We start from the raw sequence: 20,654 nt of genomic DNA, 5'->3' as shown, positions 1-20,654 counted from the left end.
CCGTAGCCAGAAAGAGACGCCTATCGATGCAGGTCCGTCATACCGGTTGCTGCCTCCTGGCCGTGTGATGGCGGGAAGGCCAGGCCGATGCCCGGTCCGGCCGGGCCGATGTCCTTGCGGCGCTTGCCCATGAGCAGCATCAGCGAGAGCAGGGACGCCGCCAGTGCGAGCGCGCCGGCGCCGTACCAGGCCGCGTCGTAGTTGCCCAGCTGGTCGCGGACCAGGCCGGCCGCGGTTGCCGCGATCGCCGCGCCGAACTGGTGGGAGGCGAAGACCCAGCCGAAGACCACGGCACCGCTCGCACCGAAGTATTCGCGGCACAGGGCAACCGTGGGCGGCACGGTGGCGACCCAGTCCAGGCCGTAGAAGAGGATGAAGATGACCATGCTGGGGTGGGCGGTTGCGGCGAACAGCGACGGCAGGACCAGCAGGGACAGCCCCCGCAGCGCGTAGTAGCCGCCGAGCAGCCAGCGGCTGTCGACCCTGTCGGTGAGCCAGCCCGAGGCGATCGTGCCGGCGATGTCGAAGAGGCCGACCAGGGCCAGCAGGCTCGCGGCGGTCGTCTCGGTCATGCCGTGGTCGTGCGCGGCCGGGATGAAGTGGGTGCCGACCAGCCCGTTGGTGGTGGCACCGCAGATCGCAAAACCACCCGCGAGCAGCCAGAACGGCCGGGTCTTGGCGGCGTCCTTGAGCGCGCGCAGGGCGTTGCGGGCGGCGCTGCCGGGTGCCACCACCGGCAGTGAAGCCACGTCGTCGGGCCCGGCGCCGTACGCGGTCACCCCGAGATCGGCCGGCCGGTCCCGCAGCCGCCACCAGACCAGCGGCACGACGATCAGCGCCGCCGCCGCGACCGTCAGCGCCGCCACCCGCCAGCCCTGGCTGTCGGTCAGCCGGGCCAGCACGGGCAGAAAGACGAGCTGCCCGGCCGCGCCACCGGCGGTCAGCACACCGGTGATCAGGCCACGCCGGGCGACGAACCAGCGGTTCGCCACGATGGCGACGAAGCCGAGCGCCATCGAGCCGGTGCCGAGCCCGACGAGCACACCCCAGCACAGGATCAGCTGCCAGCTCTGCTGCATGAAGACCGTCAGGCCGCTGCCGGCCGAGACGAGCAGCAGCGCACCCGCGATCACCCGGCGCATGCCGAACTTCTCCATCAGAGCGGCCGCGAACGGGGCTGTCAGGCCGTACAGGAGGAGGTTGACCGAGACCGCCGCGGAGATCGTGCCGAGCGACCAGCCGAACTCCTCGTTCAGGGGGCGGAGCATCACGGAGGGCGTGGCGCGGAAGCCGGCCGCGCCGACCAGGGCGATGAACGCGATGGCGGCGACGTACCAGGCGGGGTGCAAGCGGCGAACGGTCACCCGATCATTGTGCGGAGCGCGGCCCGGACGGACGAGTGGCCGGGAGGCCATGATGCGCAAGAATCAGGCCATGACCCATACGATCGCGATGCTGGCGCTCGACGGCGTGGTCGGTTTTGACCTCGGTGTGCCGCCCCAGGTCTTCGGCGCCGCCCGGGCCGCGGACAACACGCCGTTCTACTCGGTCACCACCTGCGGTGTCGGCGGCCGGCCGGTCCGGCCCGAGCGCGGCGGCTTCCAGGTCGTGCCCGATCACGACCTCTCCCCGCTGGCGACCGCCGACACCGTCCTGGTGCCCGGGGTCAGCGGCGGCCCGACGATGACCACCGGACTCGTCGATCCCGAGGTCGTCGACGCCCTCCGCGCCGCACACACCCGTGGCGCCAGGATCATCTCCATCTGTACGGGCGCCTCGGTGCTCGCCTCCGCCGGTCTGCTCGACGGGCGTACCGCGGCCAGCCACTGGGCCTGGGCCAAGCGCTTGGTACGCCTCTACCCGCAGGTCAACTGGGACTTCGACGTACTCTTCATGGACGACGGCGACGTGCTGACCTCGGCGGGAGTCGGCGCCGGGATCGACCTGTGCCTGCACGTCATCCGCCAGGACCACGGCACCGCGGTCGCCAATCAGGCCGCTCGCCGCTGCGTGGTGCCGCCGTGGCGCGACGGCGGTCAGGCGCAGTACATCGAGCAGCCCGTCCCGGCGGCGCACGGCAGCGGCACCGAGCTGACGCGGGCCTGGGCCCTGAACCGCCTGGCCGAGCAGGTCAGCCTGGAACAGCTGGCCGGGCACGCGCGGATGAGCGTGCGCACCTTCACCCGGCGCTTCCGGGACGAGACCGGGCTGAGCCCGCAGAAGTGGCTGCTCCAGCAGCGGGTCGCGCACGCCCGGCTGCTGCTCGAGGCGACCGATCTGGCCGTCGACGTGGTCGCCCGGCGCTCCGGGCTGGGCAGCGCCACGGCCCTGCGGCAGCACCTGCAGGCCTCCATCGGCGTGCCGCCGAGCACTTACCGCAGGACGTTCCGCCAGACATAACCCGTCACCAACGGCCTCAGGAACGGCCTTGAGTATCCGATGGGACAGACGTACCCCGAACGTACGTTTCCCTGAGGATGTCATGGACCAGACCTTCCGTCCCCTGCTGGACGCGCTGAAGCAGATCGGCATCGACCCGGTCGCGGTCGACGCCGCTGCCGACGAGGCGCAGCGCAGCGGGCGGTCCGTGCGAGCGGTCCTGATCAACGACCAGGTGGTCACCGAGGAGCAGCTGACCTCGGCTGCCGCGACGGCGTTCGGCATCAACACCCTCGACCTCGTCGGCTTCTCCCCCGACCCGGCCGCACTCAAGCGCATCCCGCTGCCGGTCGTGCTGCGTCACCGCGTGCTGGGCCTGTCGATGTCCGACGGCGAGCTTGTCGTCGGTGTCACCGACCCGGGTGACGTGGTCGCGCTCGACGACATCCGTGCCTCGACCGGCATGACGATCCGGCCCGTCGTGGTGGCCCGCAGCGAGGTCCGCCGGATCATCGAGCGGCTTCAGCGCGAGGACAGCGACCTCGGCGACCTGGCCGACCAGAACCTCGACGACCTGCCGATGGCCGCCCAGGCCACCAGCTCGGACGACGCGCCGATCGTGCGCTACGTCAACAACCTGATCGAGCAGGCTGTCCAGAACCGGGCCTCCGACCTGCACCTCGAGCCGACCGAGGACGAGATGCGGGTCCGCTACCGCATCGACGGCGTGCTGCACGAGCTGGACACCGTGCCGCGCGGCGTGATGGCCGCGCTGACCTCGCGCCTCAAGATCATGTCCGGCGTCGACATCACCGAGAAGCGCATCCCGCAGAACGGCCGCATCACCGTCCTGATCCGGGACCGCCAGGTCGACCTGCGGACCGCGACGCTGCCGACCGTGTGGGGCGAGAAGATCGTCCTGCGCGTGCTCGACACCGGCGGCATCGACCTCGACCTGGCCAAACTGGGCTTCACCCAGCACAACCTGACCCGCTTCGCGGAGTCCTTCACCAAACCCCACGGCATGCTCCTGGTCACCGGTCCGACTGGTTCCGGCAAGTCCACCACCCTGTACGCGACGCTCGGGCGCATCAGCAAGCCGGAGATCAACGTGATCACGGTCGAGGACCCGGTCGAGTACCGCCTGCGCGGCGTCAACCAGGTGCAGGTCAACGCCAAGGCCGGACTGACCTTCGCGGCCGTGCTGCCGGCGATCCTGCGGTCCGACCCCGACGTCGTGCTGATCGGTGAGATCCGGGACGGCAACACGGCACAGATCGCGGTCGAGGCGTCCCTCACCGGTCACCTCGTGCTCTCCACGCTGCACACCAACGACGCACCCGGCGCGGTCACCCGGCTCACCGAGATGGGCATCGAGCCCTTCCTGGTCGGCTCGTCGCTGGACTGCGTGCTGGCCCAGCGGCTCGCACGCCGGCTGTGCGACTGGTGCAAGGAGGCCTACCTGCCGACCGAGGAGGAGCTCGAGGGTGCGCGCTGGCCGCTGCACGACCTCAAGATTCCCGAGGCGCTCTACCGGCCGGTCGGCTGCCGCAACTGCGCCAACACCGGGTACCGCGGCCGGATCGCGCTGCACGAGGTCATGCCGATCTCGCCGGAGATCGAGTCGCTGACCATCCGCCGCGCCTCCTCGAACGAGATCCGCGAGGTGGCGCTCGCCCAGGGGATGTACGAGCTGCGCTCGGACGGCCTGGCCAAGGCGGCCGGCGGCCTCACCTCGATCCGCGAGGTCTCGCGCGTCGCCATCTGAGCGGCGTCGAAGCGTACTCCGCCGGTCGGCGTCCCGCACATTTCTGGCGGAACAGGTCCTAAACCAGCGGATCGCGATGCCGAATGAGGAGGCGTCAGACATCACCAGGAGATTGCCGGTGCAGCCCATGTACACGCTCGACCAAGAGGTACCGCACCAGGCGGCTCCGGTGGACACGACCGTGCCCGGGTCGGACGACCTGGCCGTGCTCGACCAGATGCTGGTCACGCTGGTCGAGTCCCGCGGCTCCGACCTGCACCTGACCGTCGGTTCCCCGCCGATGATCCGGGTCGACGGCAGCCTGCGCCCGCTCCCGGGGTACGGCAAGCTCAACAGCTCCGACACCGCCCTGCTGGCCCGCGCCGCCGTCTCCGCCGAGCAATGGAAGACGTTCGAGCGCGAGCAGGAGATGGACTTCGCGCACAGCATCGTCGGCGTCTCGCGGTTCCGCGGCAACCTCTACATCCAGCGCAACTCGTGCGGTGCGGTGTTCCGGGCCATCCCGCACGCCATCAAGCCGCTGGACGAGCTCGGTATGCCCGACTCGGTCTCCCGATTTGCCCATCTGCCCCGCGGCCTGGTGCTGGTGACCGGCCCGACCGGTTCCGGCAAGACCACGACGCTCGCCTCGGTGCTGGACCTGGCCAACCGCAGCCGGTCGGCGCACATCATCACCATCGAGGACCCGATCGAGTTCCTGCACCCGCACAAGCGCAGCCTGGTCAACCAGCGGGAGGTCGGCTCCGACACGGAGACCTTCCCGCAGGCGCTCAAGCACGCGCTGCGCCAGGACCCCGACATCATCCTGGTCGGCGAGCTACGTGACCTCGAGACGACCGCGACGGCCCTGACCGCCGCGGAGACCGGTCACCTCGTCCTGGCGACCCTGCACACGCAGAGCGCGACGCAGACGATCGACCGGGTCATCGACATCTTTCCGCCGCACCAGCAGCTGCAGATCCGCGCGCAGCTCGCGGCGAGTCTGCAGGGCGTCGTCACGCAGGCGCTGGCGCCCCGGGCCGACGGCAAGGGCCGGATGGTGATCTGCGAGATCCTCACCGCCACGCCCGCCATCCGGAGCCTGATCCGCGAGGGCAAGTCGCACCAGATCCCGTCCTTCATGCAGGCCGGCGGCAACGACGGCATGTTGGCCTTCGACCAGCACCTGGCCGAACGCGTCCGCGAAGGGCTGGTCACGATGCAGGCCGCCCTCGAGATCTGCCACTCCCACGAAGAGCTCAAGCGCCTGATCGGACGGATGTGACATGCCGGCGACCAAGACGTTCCACTACAACAGCATCGACGCCTCGGGCCGCAAGACCAAGGGCACGGTAGAGGCGGCGAACGAGATCGCGGCGACGCACCTGCTGCGTCAGCGCGGTGAGGTCCCGCTGGAGATGAGCGCGGCCGGTCAGGGCCTCAACAAGGACCTGAAGATCCCCGGCCTGGGTAACCGCACCAAGCTGAAGGACCTCGCGGTCTTCTCGCGCCAGTTCTCCACGATGACCGCCTCGGGCATGTCGCTGCTGCGCTCCCTGGCCATCCTGGAGGAGCAGACCACCGCCGTCACGCTGAAGAAGGCGACCGGCGAGGTGCGTACCGATGTGGCCGGTGGTGTGTCGCTGTCGTCGGCGATGGCCAAGCACGACAAGGTCTTCCCGCGCCTGATGATCGCGATGATCCGCGCCGGCGAGGCCGGCGGCATGATCGACCAGGCCCTCGAGCAGATCGCGGCCAGCCTGGAGAAGGACACCGCGCTCCGCGGCAAGATCAAGAGTGCGCTGACCTACCCCGCGATCGTGCTGAGCTTCACCTTTGTGCTCATCGCGGCGGTCCTGATCTTCATCGTCCCGATCTTCGAGCAGATGTTCAAGAACCTGGGCGGTGAACTGCCGGCCATCACGCAGTTCCTGGTCGACGCCAGCCACAACATGTGGTGGATCGGGCCGCTGGTGCTGACCGTCGGCATCACCGGAACGGTCGCCTACAAGCGCAGGATCCGCGAGAGCGAGGACTTCCGGCTCTCGGTCGACAAGCTGAAGCTGCGGATGCCGGTCTTCGGGCCGCTCTTCCGCAAGCTCGCGATGAGCCGGTTCTCGCGCAACCTGGGTCTGCTGCTCAACGTCGGCGTACCCGTCATGCAGGCGCTCGCCGTGGTCGGCGAGACCACGGGCAACGAGGTCATCAACCGGGCCATGCGCGACGTGCAGTCCGCGGTCCGCGACGGCCAGCCGATGTCCTCGGCCATGCGCCAGCACAAGGTCTTCCCCGAGATGGTCACCCAGATGATCGAAGTGGGCGAAGAAAGCGGTCAAATCAGTCAGATGCTCGACAAGGTTGCCGATTTTTATGACAGGGAAGTCGACAGCGCCGCCGAGTCCCTGACCGCCTCGATCGAACCGATCATGGTCCTCGTCATGGGAGCCGTGGTCGGCGGAATGGTGATCTGTCTCTACCTACCGATGTTCACCATCTACCAGAACATCCAGAGCAACTGACGCCCTGGAAGCAGGAAACGACCGGTCTCCGGTCGACGTCGGGCACCCGAGCCCGGAACACCCCATCCCCGCCCCACCCCTGACGCCACAACGGAGGCACCCCCAATGCAGGAAATCATCGCCCGGATGCGCGCCAAGAAGCAGGACGAGGGCTTCACCCTCATCGAGCTCCTGGTCGTCGTGGTCATCATCGGCGTGCTGGTCGCGATCGCTGTCCCGGTCTACCTGAACTACCGCCAGGGCGCGGCGGACAAGTCGGCCCAGTCCGACGTCCGCGGTGCGGTCAGCGCGGTCGAGCAGTTCTACACCGACAACGGCAACGCGTACCCGGCCGCCGACGTCACCGTCGACAACTCGGCCGGCGCCACCTCGAGCAAGGAGCTCGCCACGGGCTCGGCCCAGAAGTTCACCGTGTCCGACAAGACCACGCTGCAGTACCACCTGAGCACCGACAAGCTCTCGTACAAGCTCTGCGCGGTCAACGCCGGCGGCAGCAAGAAGTACTACCTGTACGACAGCTCGAAGGGTGGTTCGGTCGCGGCTTCCACGGCCATCACCACCGCCAACTTCGCCACCTGTGGCTGACCTTCCGTAACGCCCGAACACCTGCCGCGAGATCGAGGAGGGCCCGACATGCCGCAGCCCCTGCTGCTCAGCATCGTCGGCCTGCTCGGTCTCGCGGTGGGCTCGTTCCTGAACGTCGTGATCTACCGGGTGCCCCGGGGCGAGTCCCTGGTCCGGCCCGGCTCGCACTGCCCGCAGTGCGGCAACGAGGTGCGCAACCGGCACAACATCCCCGTCCTCGGGTGGCTGCTGCTGCGCGGCAAGTGCGCCGACTGCAAGGCACCGATCAGTGCCCGGTACCCGCTCGTCGAGGCCGGCACGGCACTGCTCTTCGTGGCCGTCGCCGCCCGCTTCGGCTGGTCGTGGGTGCTGCCCGCGTACCTGTACCTGGCGGCCGTCGCGATCGCGCTCGCCGCGATCGACCTGGACGTGCTGCGCCTGCCGGACCAGATCGTCCTGCCGTCCTACACCGTGGCCCTGCTGCTGTTCCTCCCGGCGATGATCGTCGAGGACGGCTGGGGGGCCGCGACCCGCGCCCTGATCGCCGCCGGCGTGCTGTGGATCGTCTTCGAGATCATCAGCCTCTTCGGGATGGGCCGCGGCGACGTCAAGCTCGCCCCGCTGCTCGGCCTCTACCTCGGCTGGCTCGGCTGGAGCTGGGTGGCCGTCGGCACGTTCTCGGCGTTCCTGCTCGGCGGGATCGTCGGCATGGTGCTGATGCTGCTCAAGGTCGCCGGCCGCAAGACCCGCATCCCGTTCGGCCCCTACATGCTCGCCGGTGCGTTCCTGGCGGTCTTCGCCGCGGCGCCCATCGCCGGCTGGTACACGTCCCTGCTCATCCCCACCGCCTGAGGCAAGGAAGGAAAACCGATGGCTAGCGTCAATCCGATCGGGCTGGACATCGGCTCGTCGTCCATCCGAGCCGTGGAGGTCAAGCGGGCGAAGGACGAGTACACGCTGACCAACTTCGGCCAGGTGCCGCTGCCGCCCGGCACCGTCCAGGGTGGCATCCTCGAGGACCCGGTCGCGGTCACCTCGGCGCTCAAGCAACTCTGGGCCGCCTGCAAGTTCAACACCAAGCAGGTCGTGCTCGGCGTCACCAACCCGCAGCTCGTCGTCCGCGAGATGTCGGTGTCGAACCTGCCGGCCAAGGAGATGCGCAAGTCGCTGCCGTTCCAGGTCCGCGACATGCTGCCGCTGGCCGTCGAACGCTCCCTGCTCGACTTCCGCCCGCTCGAGGAGCCGGGTGACAGCCCGACCGTGCGCGGGCTGCTCATCGCCATGCCCAAGGACGCCGTGATGTCGCTGGTCCAGGCGGTCGAGCGGGCCGGGCTGCACGTCGTCGACGTCGACCTCGCGTCCTTCGCCATGCTGCGTGCCGCCTCCCGGCTGGACGCCCAGGTCGAGGCCATCGTCGACATCGGCGCCGAGGTCACCAGCGTGGTCGTGCACGCCGACGGTGAGCCGCTCATCGTGCGTACCGTGCCGCGGGGCGGTGTCGAGATCACCGCGAGCATCGCGACCCGGCTCGGCATCACGCCGCCCGAGGCCGAGGCGCTCAAGTGCCGGTACGGCCTGCACGGCGACGGCCGGCCCGACACGGCGGCTGCGGCCGCCGACGCGATCCGGCCGCTGGTCAACGAGCTGCGGAGCTCGTTCACCTACCTGGCCTCCGGCGAACGGCAGAAGCAGGTCACCCGGGTCTCCCTCTGCGGTGGCAGCGCCCTGATGCCCGGGCTCGCCGAACACGTCCAGCAACAACTCGGCGTCCAGGTCATGTACGCCGACGCCGCCGGCCGCCTGCGTGACACACGCCGGGCCCGCCAGCGCGGCTTCGACAGTTTCGTGCCATCGGCAGCGGTGTCGATCGGCCTGACCCTGGGAGCGGCAGCCTGATGGCCACCACCCTGATGCCCCTGGACCCCGCGGTCTCACCGCAGCGGGTCACCCGGCTTCTCACCATCTCCGCGAGCCTGCTGCCCGAGGAGGTCATCGCGGGGCGGCGCGCACGGCGTACCCGGGCCTGGGTGATCGTCGTGGTCGTGCTGGTCGCCGGGCTGCTCGGTTCCTGGTTCGCCTATGCCCGGCACCAGACGACGCTGGCCGACGACAAGCTGTCCGAGGTCACCGTCCAGGTCACCGACCTGCAGCGCGACCAGCACAAATATGCGGACGTCGTGGAAGTGCAGAACCAGACGAAGAACATCACCAAGCAGCTCAGGACGCTGATGGCGAACGACCTGCCGTGGGCCTCGCTGCTGGACACGCTGCGCACCACCGGTACGGCGTCGGGCATCGAGGTGACCGGGGTCAACGGCATCCTCAACGCCACCAACGCCAGCGCCTCCGACACGGCCGCGGACCTGCCCAGCACCAGTGGCAGCACGTCGATCGGCTCGCTGATCGTGACCGGTACCGCGCCCGACAAGGACACGATCGCCAAGTTCGTGGACGCGCTGAGCACCCAGACGGTGGTCGCCGACCCGTACCTGACCAGTGCCACCAAGGGCAGTGACGACGACAACCTGCAGTTCAGCCTGCGGGTCGACATCACCGGCGAGGCCCGCTGCGGCCGCTTCACCGCGCCGTGCAAAACGGGAGGCAAGTGATGGGTGCACGGCACGCCGACCGGCTCTGGATGTTCGCCGGCGCCCTGGTCATCCTCCTGCTCGCGGCGGTCAGCTGGTTCGTGCTGATCAGCCCGCAGTACGCCGAGGCCGAGGAGATCCGGTCGCAGACCGGCACCTCCCAGGACCAGATCGTCGGCCTCAACAAGACGATCGCCCAGCTCAAGAAGGACCAGGCCAAGCTGAAGGCGCTGCGGGCCACGCTCGCCACCAACCAGGAGGCGCTGCCGGAGGACTCCGGTGTCCCGGACTTCCTGCGTCAGCTCCAGTCCTCCGGCGACAAGATCAACGTGAACGTCAGCGGTGTCACGGTCAGCACCCCGGTGCAGGTCGAGGGGACAGCCCGGGTCTGGGCCCTGCCCATCACCCTGACCGCCGACGGCACCCCGGCGAACCTCGGCCTGTTCCTCGACGAGCTCCAGTCGGGCCAGGCCCGGGCCGTCCTGATCGATTCGGCCAACCTGGCTCCTAATACCACCGAGTCCGATGCCGATAGTGGCGGCAACGAACCCGAGTCGATGAGCCTCAACCTCACCGTCAAGGCGTTCGTCGCTCCCCCGGCCGGTGCAGGTGCGCCGACCGTCACGACAGACGACTGAGCGGGGTACGCCATGACCAGGAAGGCTCCGGGAGACGCCGGCTTCACGCTGGTGGAGGTGCTCACCGCCCTCGGCGTCATCGGTGTCGTCGCGACCGCGGTGACCACGTTCTTCGTCCGCTCGATGGTCCTGATCGACATCGAGGGCACCCGCCAGACCGCGATCCAGGTCGCCTCGCTCGGCATGGAGCAGCTGCGGTCCCAGCCGGCCGCGACCGCGCTGACCTGGCTGACCGACCACCGCCTGGAGAAGGTCGAGAAAGTGCAGCCCGAGGGTGCCGACGGCAAGACGTTCAAACGCTGGTGGGACGTGCCGGCCGCGGGCAGCCTGATCCCGGCGACCGTGCACGTCACCTGGACCGAGCGCGGCTGCACCCCCGAGCGGTGCAGCTACACGACCACCACGATGATCAGCACCTCGACACTCGAGCCCGTCTTCGACTCGGTGGCGAAGTGATCGCCCGGTTCCGCCGCCGCCCGGCGGACGACGCCGGCTTCTCGCTGACCGAGATCCTGGTCGGCATGTCGGTCATGTCGGTGGTCATGGCGATCGCCACCCAAGGTCTGATCAGCATGTTCCACACCACCGACCGGGCCGAGTCGGCGGCGACGGCTCAGAACAGCATCCAGGCGTCGTTCGAGAAGCTCGACCGCGAGGTCCGCTACGCCGAGCGCATCAGTGACCCGTACGCCGTGACCGGCGGTTTTGCCGTCGACTTCGTCATCCCCGACGAGAACGGCGTCGACCAGTGCATCCAGCTGACACTGCCGGCCGACGGCGGCACGCTGATGCGCCGGCAGTGGCCGCAGCTGTCCCGCCCGTCGGCCGCGGCGACCGCGGTCACCCCCAACCTGATCTCCGCCAACGTCACGGTCGCGGCGGACGGCTCGAAGACCTTCAAGACCCCGTTCACGCTGGCCACGGCCGGTACGGGCGGCAGTGACCTGGACCGGCTGACGGTCAACATGAACAGCACGGTGGGCCTCGGCGACCTGGGCACGACCCGCAACTACAGCCTGGTCTTCACCGCCATGAACACGCTGGCCCGCGCCAAATATCCGCTGGTCTGCACGAAGTAATGAGCACGGGTGAGGTCGAGGGTGCCATGCAGACCCCCGACGGCCAGTGGCGCGTCGAGATCGTGCGCCGCCGCCGGACCCGCTGGTACAGGATCGTGCACGGCGAGGATGTGCTCGACTGGCTCTCCATAGCCGCGGTCGAGCGCATCCTCGACGAGGCCGGCGTGGACCGCCGCCTCCTGATCGAGGTCGGCCCGGCCGCCTGACTCAGTGCGGCAGCCGCGGCCGGCTGCGTTCCAGCTCGGCCAGCTGCTCCGGGGTGAGGCTCTCCCGCAGCCGCCGCCGGGTCTCCGCCATCTCGGCCAGCTGTTCCGGGCTGAGCTGCGCCATCAGCTCCTGCCGGCGGGCAGCCATCGCTTCCAGCTCCTGGGGTGTGTAGGTGTGTTCCACCGCGGTCATCTCCTCGATCAGCCGGATCAGGGTCGCCGCGGACGGGTCGCCCTCGGCGTCGAACTGCCCCAGCACCTGCTCGATCCGGCTGTGCAACCGCCGCGCCCGGGCGATACGGTCGCGTACCTGATCGAGCTGACCCTGCAGGAGCTCGCGGGGATCAGGCCCCGCGCCGTCCAGCAGCGCCGCGATCTCGGCCAGACCGAACCCGAAACCGCGCAGCGCGACGATCCGGTGCAGCCGCCGGAGGTCGGAGTCCGTGTACCGGCGGTGACCGGCCGCACTGCGCCGCGACGGCCGGGCCAGGCCGATCTCGTCGTAGTGGTGCAGGGTGCGCACGGTCAGACCGGTTGCCGCGGCGAGTTCGCCGACGCTCCAGGTCTCCTCCGTGCCCATGCGATCGACGCTAGGACCTTCCGTGGCGTCAGGTGCAAGCCCTCGGTCTCAGGGGATGCGCCAGACCGTTGTCGGTCCGGCCGACGTCGGGCAGGCCAGGTACGGCGCCAGCACCGTGCACCCGTACGGCGCTGCCGTCTCGAGGAAGCCGACCGTGTGGACCGCGCCGTCCCCCGCGTGTGAGTCGGTGACGTTGACCCAGGTACGGCCCGGGATGCGGGTGTCGGCGCGCAGCTCCGTGCCGCCGGTCACGTACGTCTGCCCGAGCTTGCGCACGACGGAGCCGGTGCGCGCGTCGAGGATCGCGGACTCGGGGATCTCCTGCTGGCCGTAGGCGAGCAGCCGTCCGTCGCTGAGCGGTGAGGCGTTGCTCCAGGCCGGATCGGACCAGCGCACCGCGCCGCTGCCCGGGTCGAGGCCGCTCACCCAGCGGGTGTCGGAGATGCAGAGCACCGGCCCGCAGTCGTGCACGAACCCGGCGGGACCACCTTCCGTCCGCCACTTCTGGGTCAGGTCCGGCAGCCCGAAAGCGGTCAGCGAGGCCCGGCCGTCGTCGCGGCGCGACATGTAGAGCTGGTCACCGGAGACGGTGATGCCGACAAAATCGGCCAGGAAGGCGCCGTCGAGCTCCACCGGCAGCCGCACGCCCAGGTCACCCTCGCCGAGCACACTCCCGTCGGCGAACTGGACCGTGGTGACGTGCCCGTCGACACCCAGGACCACGATCCGGTCCGGGTCGTCCTCGAACAGGTCGTCGTTGCGGATCTCACCGACGCCCTCCAGCACGCGTTGCCAGATCGGCGCCCCGGTACGCGCGGAGACGAGCCGCAATTCCGTACCCGTCCCACCGTTGTCCGATCGCAGCAGCACCCGGCCGCGGCTCATGGTGACCACCGACGTGCCGGGGTCGTTCAGTCGCCAGAGGACCTTGCCGTCGTTGATGTCGAGGAACGACATCCGCGCGTCGGCGCCGGAGCGAGCCAGCAGGATGCCGCCGTCGAGCACCAGGTTCTGCACGTTCTGGGCCAGCGACGTCGCCCAGAGCTGCTCGCCACCGGGCAGCGCATAACGACGAACCCCGGATTCGCTGTTCGGATTCTGCTGGCCGAAGCTGGCGGTGTAGAGGGCGTCCGGGCCGAGGGTGAAGGCCGCCGCGGCGGTGCCACCGGCAGACAGCACCGGCCGCATCGTCCTTGCGGGTGACACTGCCGAAGCCGGCACGAACAGCGCTGCGATCAGGACGGCCAGAACGAGGACGGGGCGCGGCACCGTGATCCGCGGGCGCAGCGATTCCGTACCGGCCGGCGCGCGAGGCGTCACATCCAGGTCAATGAGGGGTACGGCGTCGGCCACGTGTTCAGCATGACTCGCAAAACCCGCCCCGGGTACAGTCCGCTGCCCATCATCACTGTGGGTAGGCTGCCGGTATGTCCTACACGGTCCCGCCGACCCGTACGGCGGCGGTCGTCCGCCAGCTCCGTAACGAGATCGTCACCGGTGAGCTGCCCCCCGGCACGTTGATCAAGGATGCTGAGCTCGCCGGCCGCCTCGGCGTCAGCATCACGCCGGTGCGCGAGGCGATCGCCCAGCTCTCGGTCGAGGGCCTGATCGACATCGCCCCGAACCGCACCCGGCACGTCACCAAGGTGACCCAGAAGAACGCCCTCGAACTCATCGACGTGATGAGCGTCCTCGCCTGCGCCGGCTTCGAGTGGGGCGTCGAGAACCTGACGCAGACCCACATCGACCTGATGCGTCAGCGTCAGAAGGAGTTCGTCGAAGGCCTGCGCTCGGGCAACGTGCTCGCAGCGACCGCCGCCGGCGCCGACTTCAGCACCATCGCCATCCTGGCCAGCGGCAACCGCGAGCTGCAGTCGATGGTCGACCTGGTGGTCGCCCGCACCAACCGCATCCTCGCGATGAGTGCCGAGAGCAACCTCTGGGACACCTGGATCACCGGCCACGACGAGATCCTCGAGCTGCTCGAGGCGGGCAACACGGCCGGTGCGCTGGCGCGTTACCAGCGCATCTACGTCGAGTACCGCGCGAAGGTCGAGCAGGACCTCTTCGACGACTGAGGCTTCACGCCGTTGCGGCCAGCCGGGGCAGCAGCGGGGTGAGGGCGTCGACCGCGGCGCGGCGTACGGCGTACCGCGTGATGCCCCACCGCTCGCGGTGTGCGCGCACCGCCGCGACGATCTCGTCCTCGGTGCCCACGAGCTGGAACGGCACCTGCTGCAGGTCGGTCTCGCTCATCCCGAGCCGCCCCGCGTCCTCGGCCAGCGCCGACCCGGCATCGTCGGTGATCTCGACGCGCTGGACCAGCGCCTCCAGTGTCGCGGCGCCCCCGGCCCGGGCCAGCTCGACCTGCGCGTCGATCTCGGCCAGCTGCCAGCGGGCCTCGTGCTGGTGCCCGTCCGCCAGCGTCCGGCCGAACCCGGTCAGGCCCACCGTGTCCGCGTGCTCTCCGGCCCAGCGCAGCAGCCGCGAATTGGCCGTGCCGATCGTCAGCGGCACCCGCTCCTGCACCGGCCGCGGCTCGGTCAGCTCGGCCGCGTACATGGTCAGCTCCGGGGTGTCGACGGTGACCTTCTCGCCGGCCAGCAGTGCCATCGTCGCCCGGGCGACGGCGATGCACCGGTCGACCCGTCCCCGCACGTCCGGCCGGGTGCGGCCGATCGCGTCCCACTCGGCCGGCGTGTGCCCGGCACCGAGGCCCAGCACCGCCCGGCCACCCGACACGACGTCCAGCGTTGCCACGTCCGTGGCCAGGAGAATCGGCTCCCGCACCGCGGCATTCGACACGTACGACCCGAGCCTGATCGTCGTGGTGACCGCGGCGGCCGCGGCCAGCGCGACGAACGGCGACGCGCAGGCACCCGGGTGATCGGCCGCCAGCAGCGTGTCGAACCCGGCCGCCTCCGCACGGCGGGCGAGGTCGAGCCAGTCGGCGGCGTCGGTGGGCTGAGCTTGGAGCGCAAAGTCGGCCATCCGGCGATTCTGGTCGTGTCCGGGGCGTCCGGCAGTCCCGCACGGCCCGCTTTCGCTGTCGGCGTACCCGCCGGATGGCGGGGACTTTCCGCCACATGGCGCTCGTCGCCGCGGCCAGGCCCGGCCCATCCTGGTGACAGCGGTCACACGGTTGTGATCTGCTCGACATCAGGAGGCCGGTCATGACCCTGTCCGTGGAGACCAACCCACCGCCGTTCGACCCCGAGCTCGGTGCGGCACTGCAGGCGATCGCCGAGATGATGCCGTCCGCGCTGACCGCGGACATGATCCCGGCCATGCGCTCCGGTGGCGCCCTGGCCGCGCCGACCGACGACGACCTGCGCCGCGACGGCAAGTTCACGGTCGAGGAACGGTCGGTCCCCGGGCTCGACGGCGACCCCGAGATCTCCCTGCTGATCGTGCGTCCGGCAACGGTCACGGGCACCCTCGGCTGCGTCTACTTCACCCACGGCGGCGGCATGATCCTCGGCGACAACCGCACCGGAGTGCTCGAAGCGCTCGACTGGGCGGAGGAGTTCGGCATGGTCGTGGTGTCGGTCGAATACCGGCTGGCGCCCGAGGTCCCGCACCCGGGCCCGATCAACGACTGCTTCGCCGGCCTGGTCTGGACGGCGGCGCACGCGGACGAACTCGGCTTCGACCCCGCTCGCATGATCGTGGCCGGTGGCAGCGCCGGAGGTGGCCTCGCGGCAGCCCTGGCCCTGATGGCCCGCGACAAGGGCGGTCCGGCCCTCGCCGGCCAGATGCTCATCTACCCGATGCTGGACGACCGCAACAACACATTCTCCTCCCGCCAGATGGCCGGCCGCGGCATCTGGGACGCCACGGCCAACGAGACCGGGTGGACGGCGCTGCTCGGCGACGCGCGTGGGGGGCCGGACGTCTCCCCGTACGCCGCACCGGCCCGGGAGACCGACCTGTCGAACCTCCCGCCGGCCTTCATCGACGTCGGCTCCGCGGAGACGTTCCGGGACGAGGACGTCGCGTACGCGACCCGCATCTGGGAGGCCGGCGGCCGCGCCGAACTCCACGTCTGGCCGGGCTGCTTCCACGGCTTCGACGCCATGGTCCCCCAGGCGGCGATCTCCCAGGAGGCGCAGGCCGCCCGCGTTCGCTGGCTGCACCGCCTGCTGGACGTCTAACCTCGGCCCATGAAGGACCTCGCCGTCCGGCTGGCCGCGCTCGACGCCGACGCGGGCGCGGCCCTGCGGGTCATCTCGTACTTCGACTCGCTGGCCGAAGCTCGCGCGGGCCTCCAGCCCATCGTCCGCGGCGCGGCGGTCCTGGCCGACTGCCCGGCCCGCCTCCTCGACCCCACCCGCCGCGTCCGCATCCGCGTGACCCAGACGGGCCTGGCCGACTGGCGTCAGGAAGCACCGGACGAGACCTGGATGTCGGTCCCGGCGGGCACCGCCACGCTGTGGCTCGAACGCCCGGGCCCCGCCGGCCCGGTCGAGGCGATGATCCTGGAAAGAGCGGCCGGTGCGGCCCGCGCGGTCCTCGACCGGACCCGCGGCCGCGCCCCGGCCACCGACCCCGCCTCGGTCGAGCTGATCGTCGACCCATCAGCTCCCCCGGACGTACGCCTCCAGGCGGCCCGCCGCCTCGGCCTCACGGACACGGGTTACGTGATCGCCCTCGAAGGCGCGATCCGCGTGCTGTCCGGTCCGCTGCCCACCCTCACCGGCCGAGCCGGCATCGGCCCCACCACAGCCCTGCTGGACCTCCCCACCTCCTGGGAGGCGGCCCGTACCGCCCTGCGCTTCGCCGCCGACGGCACCGAGGAAGACCCCGGCGACCAGGTTGTCCACGCCGCTGACCTCGGCGGCCTCGCCCTCCTCGCCACAGCTGGCGACCAGTCGGCGCTGCCGGACGTGAAGGCCCTGGAACACGCGGCCTCGGCGGCCTCCTGGATGCTCACGACGCTGCACGCGGTGGCCGCGAGCATCAGCCTCCGCGCGGCCGCCACGACCCTCCGCATCCACCACTCGACCCTCCAGGACCGCATCACCCACGCCGAAAACCTGCTGACCTGGAACGTCCGCGACCCCCAGGGCCGCCTCCGCCTCCAACTCGCCCTCGCCCTCCGCCACCTCCACCGCCACCGCTGAGCGATCACGCGAGGTTGCCGGCACACCGGCCGGCGCGACAGGTGGGGTCAGCCGCGGGGAAACGGTGGTTCGGGCAGGTACGGATGACGGGATCGTGGCGGTAGGTTCGCGGGGACGGCCGAAGAAACGCTGAAGACCGGGAGGCCGGGTGCGGTTCGAGCTGCTCGGTCCCTTCCGGGTGCGGACGCCCGCCGGCGCCGATGTTCCGCTGCCGCCCCGCCATCGGGCCCTGCTCGCCGCGCTGCTGGTGGCCGACGGTCATCCGATGTCGGCGGAACGGCTGGTGGCCGAGGTGTGGCCCGACGGCGCACCGGCCACGGCCGCTTCGGCTCTGCAGGTGTACGTGTCGGGCCTGCGCAAGGCCATCGGCGATCGCCTGCGGACGACGCAGGCCGGCTACCTGCTGGACGTCGCCGGTGACACCGTCGACGCCCGCGAGTTCGAGCGGCTGCTGTCGTCGGCCGGGGACCGGCTGGTTCTTCTCGACGAGGCGCTGGCGTTGTGGCACGGGCCTGCGTTCGACGGTGTGGCTGCCGGGCCGGCCGTGCACGCGGCTGCCGCGCGGCTGACCGAGCTGTTGCTCGCCGCCCGCCGCGAGTGGGGCGGGCTGGCCCTGGCCGCCGGGCGCACGGGTGAGGCCACGGCCGAGCTGACCGGCTGGGTCGCTCAGCATCCGGCCTCGGAACCCCTGGTGGCGCTGCTGATGCTGGCGCTGCACCGCACGGGACGCACGGCTGAGGCGCTCGGCGTTTTTGCGCGTACCGAATCGGCTCTGGCGGATCTGGGGACCCGGGCGGGCGCCGAGCTGGCCACGCTCGCCGAGGCGGTGCGGCGGCACGATCCCACGCTGACCCCGCCGGCGCCTGGGCTGCCCGGCGGTCGCAACAGGTTCATCGGGCGGCGCGCCGAGCTCGACCGGGCCATCACTCTCCTCGGCACCGGACGGTTGCTCACCGTCGCCGGTCCCGGTGGCTGCGGCAAGACCCGGATCTCGTACGAGATGACGCGCGAAGTGGCCACCGAATATCCGGGCGGGGCGTACGTGGTGGAACTGGCCGGTCTTGCCGCCGGAAGTGGTGCGGAGGCGCTGACCGCACACGTCGCCGCCGCGGTGGGGGCGCGCGAGGCTGCGGGCGTACCGATTGCGGAGACCTTGAACCGGCATCTGGGCTCGGACCGGGCCCTGCTGCTGCTCGACAACTGCGAGCACGTAAGGGCGGACGTGGCCGCACTTGTTCACGGGTTGCTCGCGGCTTGTCCGGGCGTACGTGTGGTCACGACCAGCCGGGAACCGCTCGGCCTGCCCGGTGAGATCGTTCTTCCGCTGGGCGGGCTGGCGCTGCCGGCGCCGGGCGCACCGGCGCGTGAGGCCGCACGCAGCGACGCGGTCCGGTTGCTGGCGGACCGGGTGGCCGCGGCCCGGGGTGGCACACCGCTGAGCGCGGCCGAGGAGCCGGTCGCGGCCGAGTTGTGCCGGCGTCTCGACGGGCTGCCGCTCGCTCTCGAGCTGGCCGCGGCCCGATTGCGCGCGCTGAGCCTGACCGAGGTCGTGTCGCGTCTGGACAGGCGCCTGGACCTGCTGGTCGGGCAGCTTCCGGAGGGGCGCCACCGCACCATGCGGGCCGCCATCGACTGGGGTCACGACCTGCTCGACGAGCCGCAGCGGATCGTGCTGCGCCGGCTCAGCGTTTTTGCCGGCGGCTTCGACCTGGCCTCGGCGCAGCAGGTCGGTGCCGACCCGGACGGCAAAGCCCCGCACACCGGCGACGCCGTCCTCGACCCGCTGCTGCAACTGGTCGACCGTTCCCTGCTGGAACGCACCGCGACCACCGACGTCAGCCGCTACCGCATGATCGAGACCATCCGCGAATACGCGGCCGAACGCCTGGCCGACGAGAGCACCGACGGCGAATCGGCCCGCGCCCGCAGCCGCCACGCCCAGCTCTGGGCCGACCTGCTGGCCCCGCCACCCCCGGTCGAGGGCCCGGCCCACGCCGCCTGGCTCGCCACGGTCGGCGCCGAGTACGACAACATCCGCGCCGCCCTGCTGTGGACCCTCGACGGCGACGGCGACGCCGAACTCGGCCTGACCATCGCCGCCGCGATGTGGTGGTACTGGTGGATCACCGGCCGCATGCTCGAAGGCCGCTCCTGGCTGGGCCGCGCTCTGGAAGCCACACCGGCCGAGGCGACACCGCTGCGCGGCCGGGCCCTGCGGGTGGCGGCGTCCCTCGCCCGCAACAGCGGCGACCTCGAAGCGGCGCGCGCCCTCGGCGAGCAGGGCCTGGCCACTTTTCGCAGCCTGAACGATCGCGCGGGTGTCATCGCGGCCCTCAACAACCTGTCGATCACCGCCCAGGGCCAGAGCGACTTTGCGGCCTCCCTCGCGTACGGGAACGAGAGTCTGCACCTCGCCGCCGAGGACGGCAACGCCCGCGCTGTGGCCGCGGCGCAGAACAACACTGCGGGCACTCTGCGCTGCATGGGCCGCCTCGACGAGGCATCGGCGCTGTTCACGCTGGCCCTGGCCGGCTTCCGCGACATCACCGAACGCCGCGGCGAGGCGGCCGCCCTGGCCAACCTGTCGATCGTGGACCGCCGCCTCGGCCGCCTCACCGCCAGCCGTACCGGGATGATCGAATCCCTGCGCCTCTACACCGAGCTGGAGATCGCCGAAGGCCAGGTCGACGCGATCGAGGGCCTGGCCCAGCTGGCCATCCTCGAAGCCCGGCCCGCCGAAGGCCTGACGCTCCTGGCTGTCGCCGAACGCGAACGGTCCACGCTCGGCGCCCCGATCTTCACGCCCGACGAAGCCGCCGACCGCGACGCAGCGGAGTCCGCGGCCCGCACAGCCCTGACCTCCAGCGACATCGCGGCGGCCTACCGCAGCGCAACGGCAACATCCTTGACCGCGGCGGTCGAGGCGGCGCTGCGCTCATGAAATCCCGGCTGCGGAGACTGCACCTGGACGGCCGGGTCTTCACCTGGAAGGGGGAGGTCCGCCACGCGGGCACCCGTCGGTTCATCCGGGTCCGCGCCTGGGGCGCCGGCAAGAACAGCCGCCCGCTCCAGGCCGACCTCCACGAACGCCCGAACCAGACCTACCCGTACCCCACCGCCGACGACGTCCGGACGCTGGTGACCCACGCCCTGGCCGCCGGCTGGACCCCTGAAGCCCACGGCGCCGCTTTCGTACTCACGAACGTCTCGCTGCCCGCGTTCACGGTGTGA

21 protein-coding genes are annotated in these 20,654 nt (G+C 70.7%); 17 read left to right on the top strand and 4 right to left on the bottom strand.

The genetic code is table 11. The annotated features are described in order from the left end of the window. Nucleotides 1-20: 20 nt before the first annotated feature. On the bottom strand, nucleotides 21-1,415 hold the full coding sequence (locus AFR_RS06080; protein ID WP_193786354.1) for an MFS transporter: 1,395 nt from the start codon (nucleotides 1,413-1,415) through the stop codon (nucleotides 21-23). A gap of 19 nt (nucleotides 1,416-1,434) precedes the next feature. Here AFR_RS06080 and AFR_RS06075 point away from each other — a divergent pair, with 19 nt between their 5' ends. The 12 genes from AFR_RS06075 to AFR_RS06020 all read left to right on the top strand — a co-directional run bounded on the left by AFR_RS06075 (nucleotide 1,435) and on the right by AFR_RS06020 (nucleotide 11,720). Beyond that, nucleotides 1,435-2,400 carry a GlxA family transcriptional regulator gene (locus tag AFR_RS06075; RefSeq protein ID WP_238547238.1) on the top strand — a complete coding sequence of 322 codons (966 nt, stop codon included), beginning with the start codon at nucleotides 1,435-1,437 and terminating at the stop codon, nucleotides 2,398-2,400. Between the two features lie 82 nt (nucleotides 2,401-2,482). Then, nucleotides 2,483-4,147, top strand: coding sequence for a GspE/PulE family protein (locus tag AFR_RS06070; RefSeq protein WP_023359019.1), 1,665 nt, complete (start codon nucleotides 2,483-2,485; stop codon nucleotides 4,145-4,147). Between the two features lie 127 nt (nucleotides 4,148-4,274). Continuing rightward, nucleotides 4,275-5,411 carry a type IV pilus twitching motility protein PilT gene (locus AFR_RS06065; RefSeq protein ID WP_023359018.1) on the top strand — a complete coding sequence of 379 codons (1,137 nt, stop codon included), beginning with the start codon at nucleotides 4,275-4,277 and terminating at the stop codon, nucleotides 5,409-5,411. Between the two features lies 1 nt (nucleotide 5,412). After that, on the top strand, nucleotides 5,413-6,645 hold the full coding sequence (locus AFR_RS06060) for a type II secretion system F family protein (RefSeq protein WP_023359017.1): 1,233 nt from the start codon (nucleotides 5,413-5,415) through the stop codon (nucleotides 6,643-6,645). A gap of 105 nt (nucleotides 6,646-6,750) precedes the next feature. After that, complete coding sequence (locus tag AFR_RS06055) at nucleotides 6,751-7,230, top strand: prepilin-type N-terminal cleavage/methylation domain-containing protein (RefSeq protein ID WP_023359016.1); 480 nt, start codon at nucleotides 6,751-6,753, stop codon at nucleotides 7,228-7,230. A gap of 48 nt (nucleotides 7,231-7,278) precedes the next feature. After that, nucleotides 7,279-8,061 carry a prepilin peptidase gene (locus AFR_RS06050; RefSeq protein WP_023359015.1) on the top strand — a complete coding sequence of 261 codons (783 nt, stop codon included), beginning with the start codon at nucleotides 7,279-7,281 and terminating at the stop codon, nucleotides 8,059-8,061. Nucleotides 8,062-8,079: 18 nt separating this feature from the next. Further along, the gene (gene pilM / locus AFR_RS06045; protein ID WP_023359014.1) at nucleotides 8,080-9,105 is read left to right on the top strand and encodes a type IV pilus assembly protein PilM; all 1,026 of its coding nucleotides are present in this window, start codon (nucleotides 8,080-8,082) and stop codon (nucleotides 9,103-9,105) included. Beyond that, entirely contained in the window at nucleotides 9,105-9,818 is a 714-nt protein-coding gene (locus AFR_RS06040) for a PilN family protein (protein WP_023359013.1), read from the top strand. Before pilM ends, AFR_RS06040 begins: the two co-directional genes overlap by 1 nt. Then, the gene (locus AFR_RS06035; protein ID WP_023359012.1) at nucleotides 9,818-10,435 is read left to right on the top strand and encodes a type IV pilus inner membrane component PilO; all 618 of its coding nucleotides are present in this window, start codon (nucleotides 9,818-9,820) and stop codon (nucleotides 10,433-10,435) included. The genes AFR_RS06040 and AFR_RS06035 overlap by 1 nt, the downstream gene beginning before the upstream one ends. A gap of 12 nt (nucleotides 10,436-10,447) precedes the next feature. Beyond that, entirely contained in the window at nucleotides 10,448-10,891 is a 444-nt protein-coding gene (locus AFR_RS46665) for a type IV pilus modification PilV family protein (RefSeq protein WP_023359011.1), read from the top strand. Continuing rightward, a complete protein-coding gene (locus AFR_RS46660; protein WP_023359010.1) occupies nucleotides 10,888-11,514 on the top strand; it encodes a prepilin-type N-terminal cleavage/methylation domain-containing protein in 627 nt (208 codons plus the stop codon). Before AFR_RS46665 ends, AFR_RS46660 begins: the two co-directional genes overlap by 4 nt. Continuing rightward, nucleotides 11,514-11,720, top strand: a complete 207-nt coding sequence (locus AFR_RS06020) for a hypothetical protein (protein WP_023359009.1) — start codon at nucleotides 11,514-11,516, stop codon at nucleotides 11,718-11,720. The genes AFR_RS46660 and AFR_RS06020 overlap by 1 nt, the downstream gene beginning before the upstream one ends. Nucleotide 11,721: 1 nt before the next feature. On the opposite strand, the gene AFR_RS06015 is transcribed toward AFR_RS06020, so the two are convergent. Both AFR_RS06015 and AFR_RS06010 read right to left on the bottom strand, forming a co-directional pair. Then, nucleotides 11,722-12,300, bottom strand: coding sequence for a MerR family transcriptional regulator (locus AFR_RS06015; protein ID WP_023359008.1), 579 nt, complete (start codon nucleotides 12,298-12,300; stop codon nucleotides 11,722-11,724). A 48-nt stretch (nucleotides 12,301-12,348) separates the two neighbouring features. Continuing rightward, entirely contained in the window at nucleotides 12,349-13,653 is a 1,305-nt protein-coding gene (locus AFR_RS06010; protein ID WP_023359007.1) for an outer membrane protein assembly factor BamB family protein, read from the bottom strand. 74 nt (nucleotides 13,654-13,727) lie between these two features. Here AFR_RS06010 and AFR_RS06005 point away from each other — a divergent pair, with 74 nt between their 5' ends. Further along, nucleotides 13,728-14,378 carry a GntR family transcriptional regulator gene (locus tag AFR_RS06005; RefSeq protein ID WP_023359006.1) on the top strand — a complete coding sequence of 217 codons (651 nt, stop codon included), beginning with the start codon at nucleotides 13,728-13,730 and terminating at the stop codon, nucleotides 14,376-14,378. Nucleotides 14,379-14,382: 4 nt separating this feature from the next. Here AFR_RS06005 and AFR_RS06000 read toward each other — a convergent pair whose 3' ends face one another. After that, on the bottom strand, nucleotides 14,383-15,291 hold the full coding sequence (locus tag AFR_RS06000) for an LLM class flavin-dependent oxidoreductase (protein WP_023359005.1): 909 nt from the start codon (nucleotides 15,289-15,291) through the stop codon (nucleotides 14,383-14,385). A 182-nt stretch (nucleotides 15,292-15,473) separates the two neighbouring features. Here AFR_RS06000 and AFR_RS05995 point away from each other — a divergent pair, with 182 nt between their 5' ends. From AFR_RS05995 to AFR_RS05980, 4 genes are all read left to right on the top strand, one after another. Next, the gene (locus AFR_RS05995; RefSeq protein ID WP_023359004.1) at nucleotides 15,474-16,454 is read left to right on the top strand and encodes an alpha/beta hydrolase; all 981 of its coding nucleotides are present in this window, start codon (nucleotides 15,474-15,476) and stop codon (nucleotides 16,452-16,454) included. Nucleotides 16,455-16,463: 9 nt separating this feature from the next. Next, the gene (locus AFR_RS05990; protein ID WP_023359003.1) at nucleotides 16,464-17,423 is read left to right on the top strand and encodes a helix-turn-helix domain-containing protein; all 960 of its coding nucleotides are present in this window, start codon (nucleotides 16,464-16,466) and stop codon (nucleotides 17,421-17,423) included. A 148-nt stretch (nucleotides 17,424-17,571) separates the two neighbouring features. Next, nucleotides 17,572-20,364, top strand: a complete 2,793-nt coding sequence (locus AFR_RS05985; RefSeq protein ID WP_023359002.1) for an AfsR/SARP family transcriptional regulator — start codon at nucleotides 17,572-17,574, stop codon at nucleotides 20,362-20,364. Then, the gene (locus tag AFR_RS05980; protein WP_023359001.1) at nucleotides 20,361-20,654 is read left to right on the top strand and encodes a hypothetical protein; all 294 of its coding nucleotides are present in this window, start codon (nucleotides 20,361-20,363) and stop codon (nucleotides 20,652-20,654) included. The genes AFR_RS05985 and AFR_RS05980 overlap by 4 nt, the downstream gene beginning before the upstream one ends.

This window comes from Amorphoplanes friuliensis DSM 7358 (assembly GCF_000494755.1).
In the GTDB taxonomy this organism is placed as follows: Bacteria; Actinomycetota; Actinomycetes; order Mycobacteriales; family Micromonosporaceae; genus Actinoplanes; species Actinoplanes friuliensis.
This window is presented reverse-complemented; position numbering and strand designations above follow the sequence as displayed.

Excerpts from the sequence above, each read along its gene's own strand:
- AFR_RS06040 (WP_023359013.1), top strand. The coding sequence starts at position 9,105 with ATGGCCACCACCCTGATGCCCCTGGACCCCGCGGTCTCACCGCAGCGG.
- AFR_RS06055 (WP_023359016.1), top strand. The coding sequence starts at position 6,751 with ATGCAGGAAATCATCGCCCGGATGCGCGCCAAGAAGCAGGACGAGGGC.
- AFR_RS06000 (WP_023359005.1), bottom strand. The coding sequence starts at position 15,291 with ATGGCCGACTTTGCGCTCCAAGCTCAGCCCACCGACGCCGCCGACTGG.
- AFR_RS06060 (WP_023359017.1), top strand. The coding sequence starts at position 5,413 with ATGCCGGCGACCAAGACGTTCCACTACAACAGCATCGACGCCTCGGGC.
- AFR_RS06065 (WP_023359018.1), top strand. The coding sequence starts at position 4,275 with ATGTACACGCTCGACCAAGAGGTACCGCACCAGGCGGCTCCGGTGGAC.
- AFR_RS06080 (WP_193786354.1), bottom strand. The coding sequence starts at position 1,415 with ATGGCCTCCCGGCCACTCGTCCGTCCGGGCCGCGCTCCGCACAATGAT.
- AFR_RS06050 (WP_023359015.1), top strand. The coding sequence starts at position 7,279 with ATGCCGCAGCCCCTGCTGCTCAGCATCGTCGGCCTGCTCGGTCTCGCG.
- AFR_RS06035 (WP_023359012.1), top strand. The coding sequence starts at position 9,818 with ATGGGTGCACGGCACGCCGACCGGCTCTGGATGTTCGCCGGCGCCCTG.
- AFR_RS06075 (WP_238547238.1), top strand. The coding sequence starts at position 1,435 with ATGACCCATACGATCGCGATGCTGGCGCTCGACGGCGTGGTCGGTTTT.
- pilM (WP_023359014.1), top strand. The coding sequence starts at position 8,080 with ATGGCTAGCGTCAATCCGATCGGGCTGGACATCGGCTCGTCGTCCATC.
- AFR_RS06005 (WP_023359006.1), top strand. The coding sequence starts at position 13,728 with ATGTCCTACACGGTCCCGCCGACCCGTACGGCGGCGGTCGTCCGCCAG.
- AFR_RS05980 (WP_023359001.1), top strand. The coding sequence starts at position 20,361 with ATGAAATCCCGGCTGCGGAGACTGCACCTGGACGGCCGGGTCTTCACC.
- AFR_RS06020 (WP_023359009.1), top strand. The coding sequence starts at position 11,514 with ATGAGCACGGGTGAGGTCGAGGGTGCCATGCAGACCCCCGACGGCCAG.
- AFR_RS06015 (WP_023359008.1), bottom strand. The coding sequence starts at position 12,300 with ATGGGCACGGAGGAGACCTGGAGCGTCGGCGAACTCGCCGCGGCAACC.
- AFR_RS46665 (WP_023359011.1), top strand. The coding sequence starts at position 10,448 with ATGACCAGGAAGGCTCCGGGAGACGCCGGCTTCACGCTGGTGGAGGTG.
- AFR_RS05995 (WP_023359004.1), top strand. The coding sequence starts at position 15,474 with ATGACCCTGTCCGTGGAGACCAACCCACCGCCGTTCGACCCCGAGCTC.
- AFR_RS05990 (WP_023359003.1), top strand. The coding sequence starts at position 16,464 with ATGAAGGACCTCGCCGTCCGGCTGGCCGCGCTCGACGCCGACGCGGGC.
- AFR_RS06070 (WP_023359019.1), top strand. The coding sequence starts at position 2,483 with ATGGACCAGACCTTCCGTCCCCTGCTGGACGCGCTGAAGCAGATCGGC.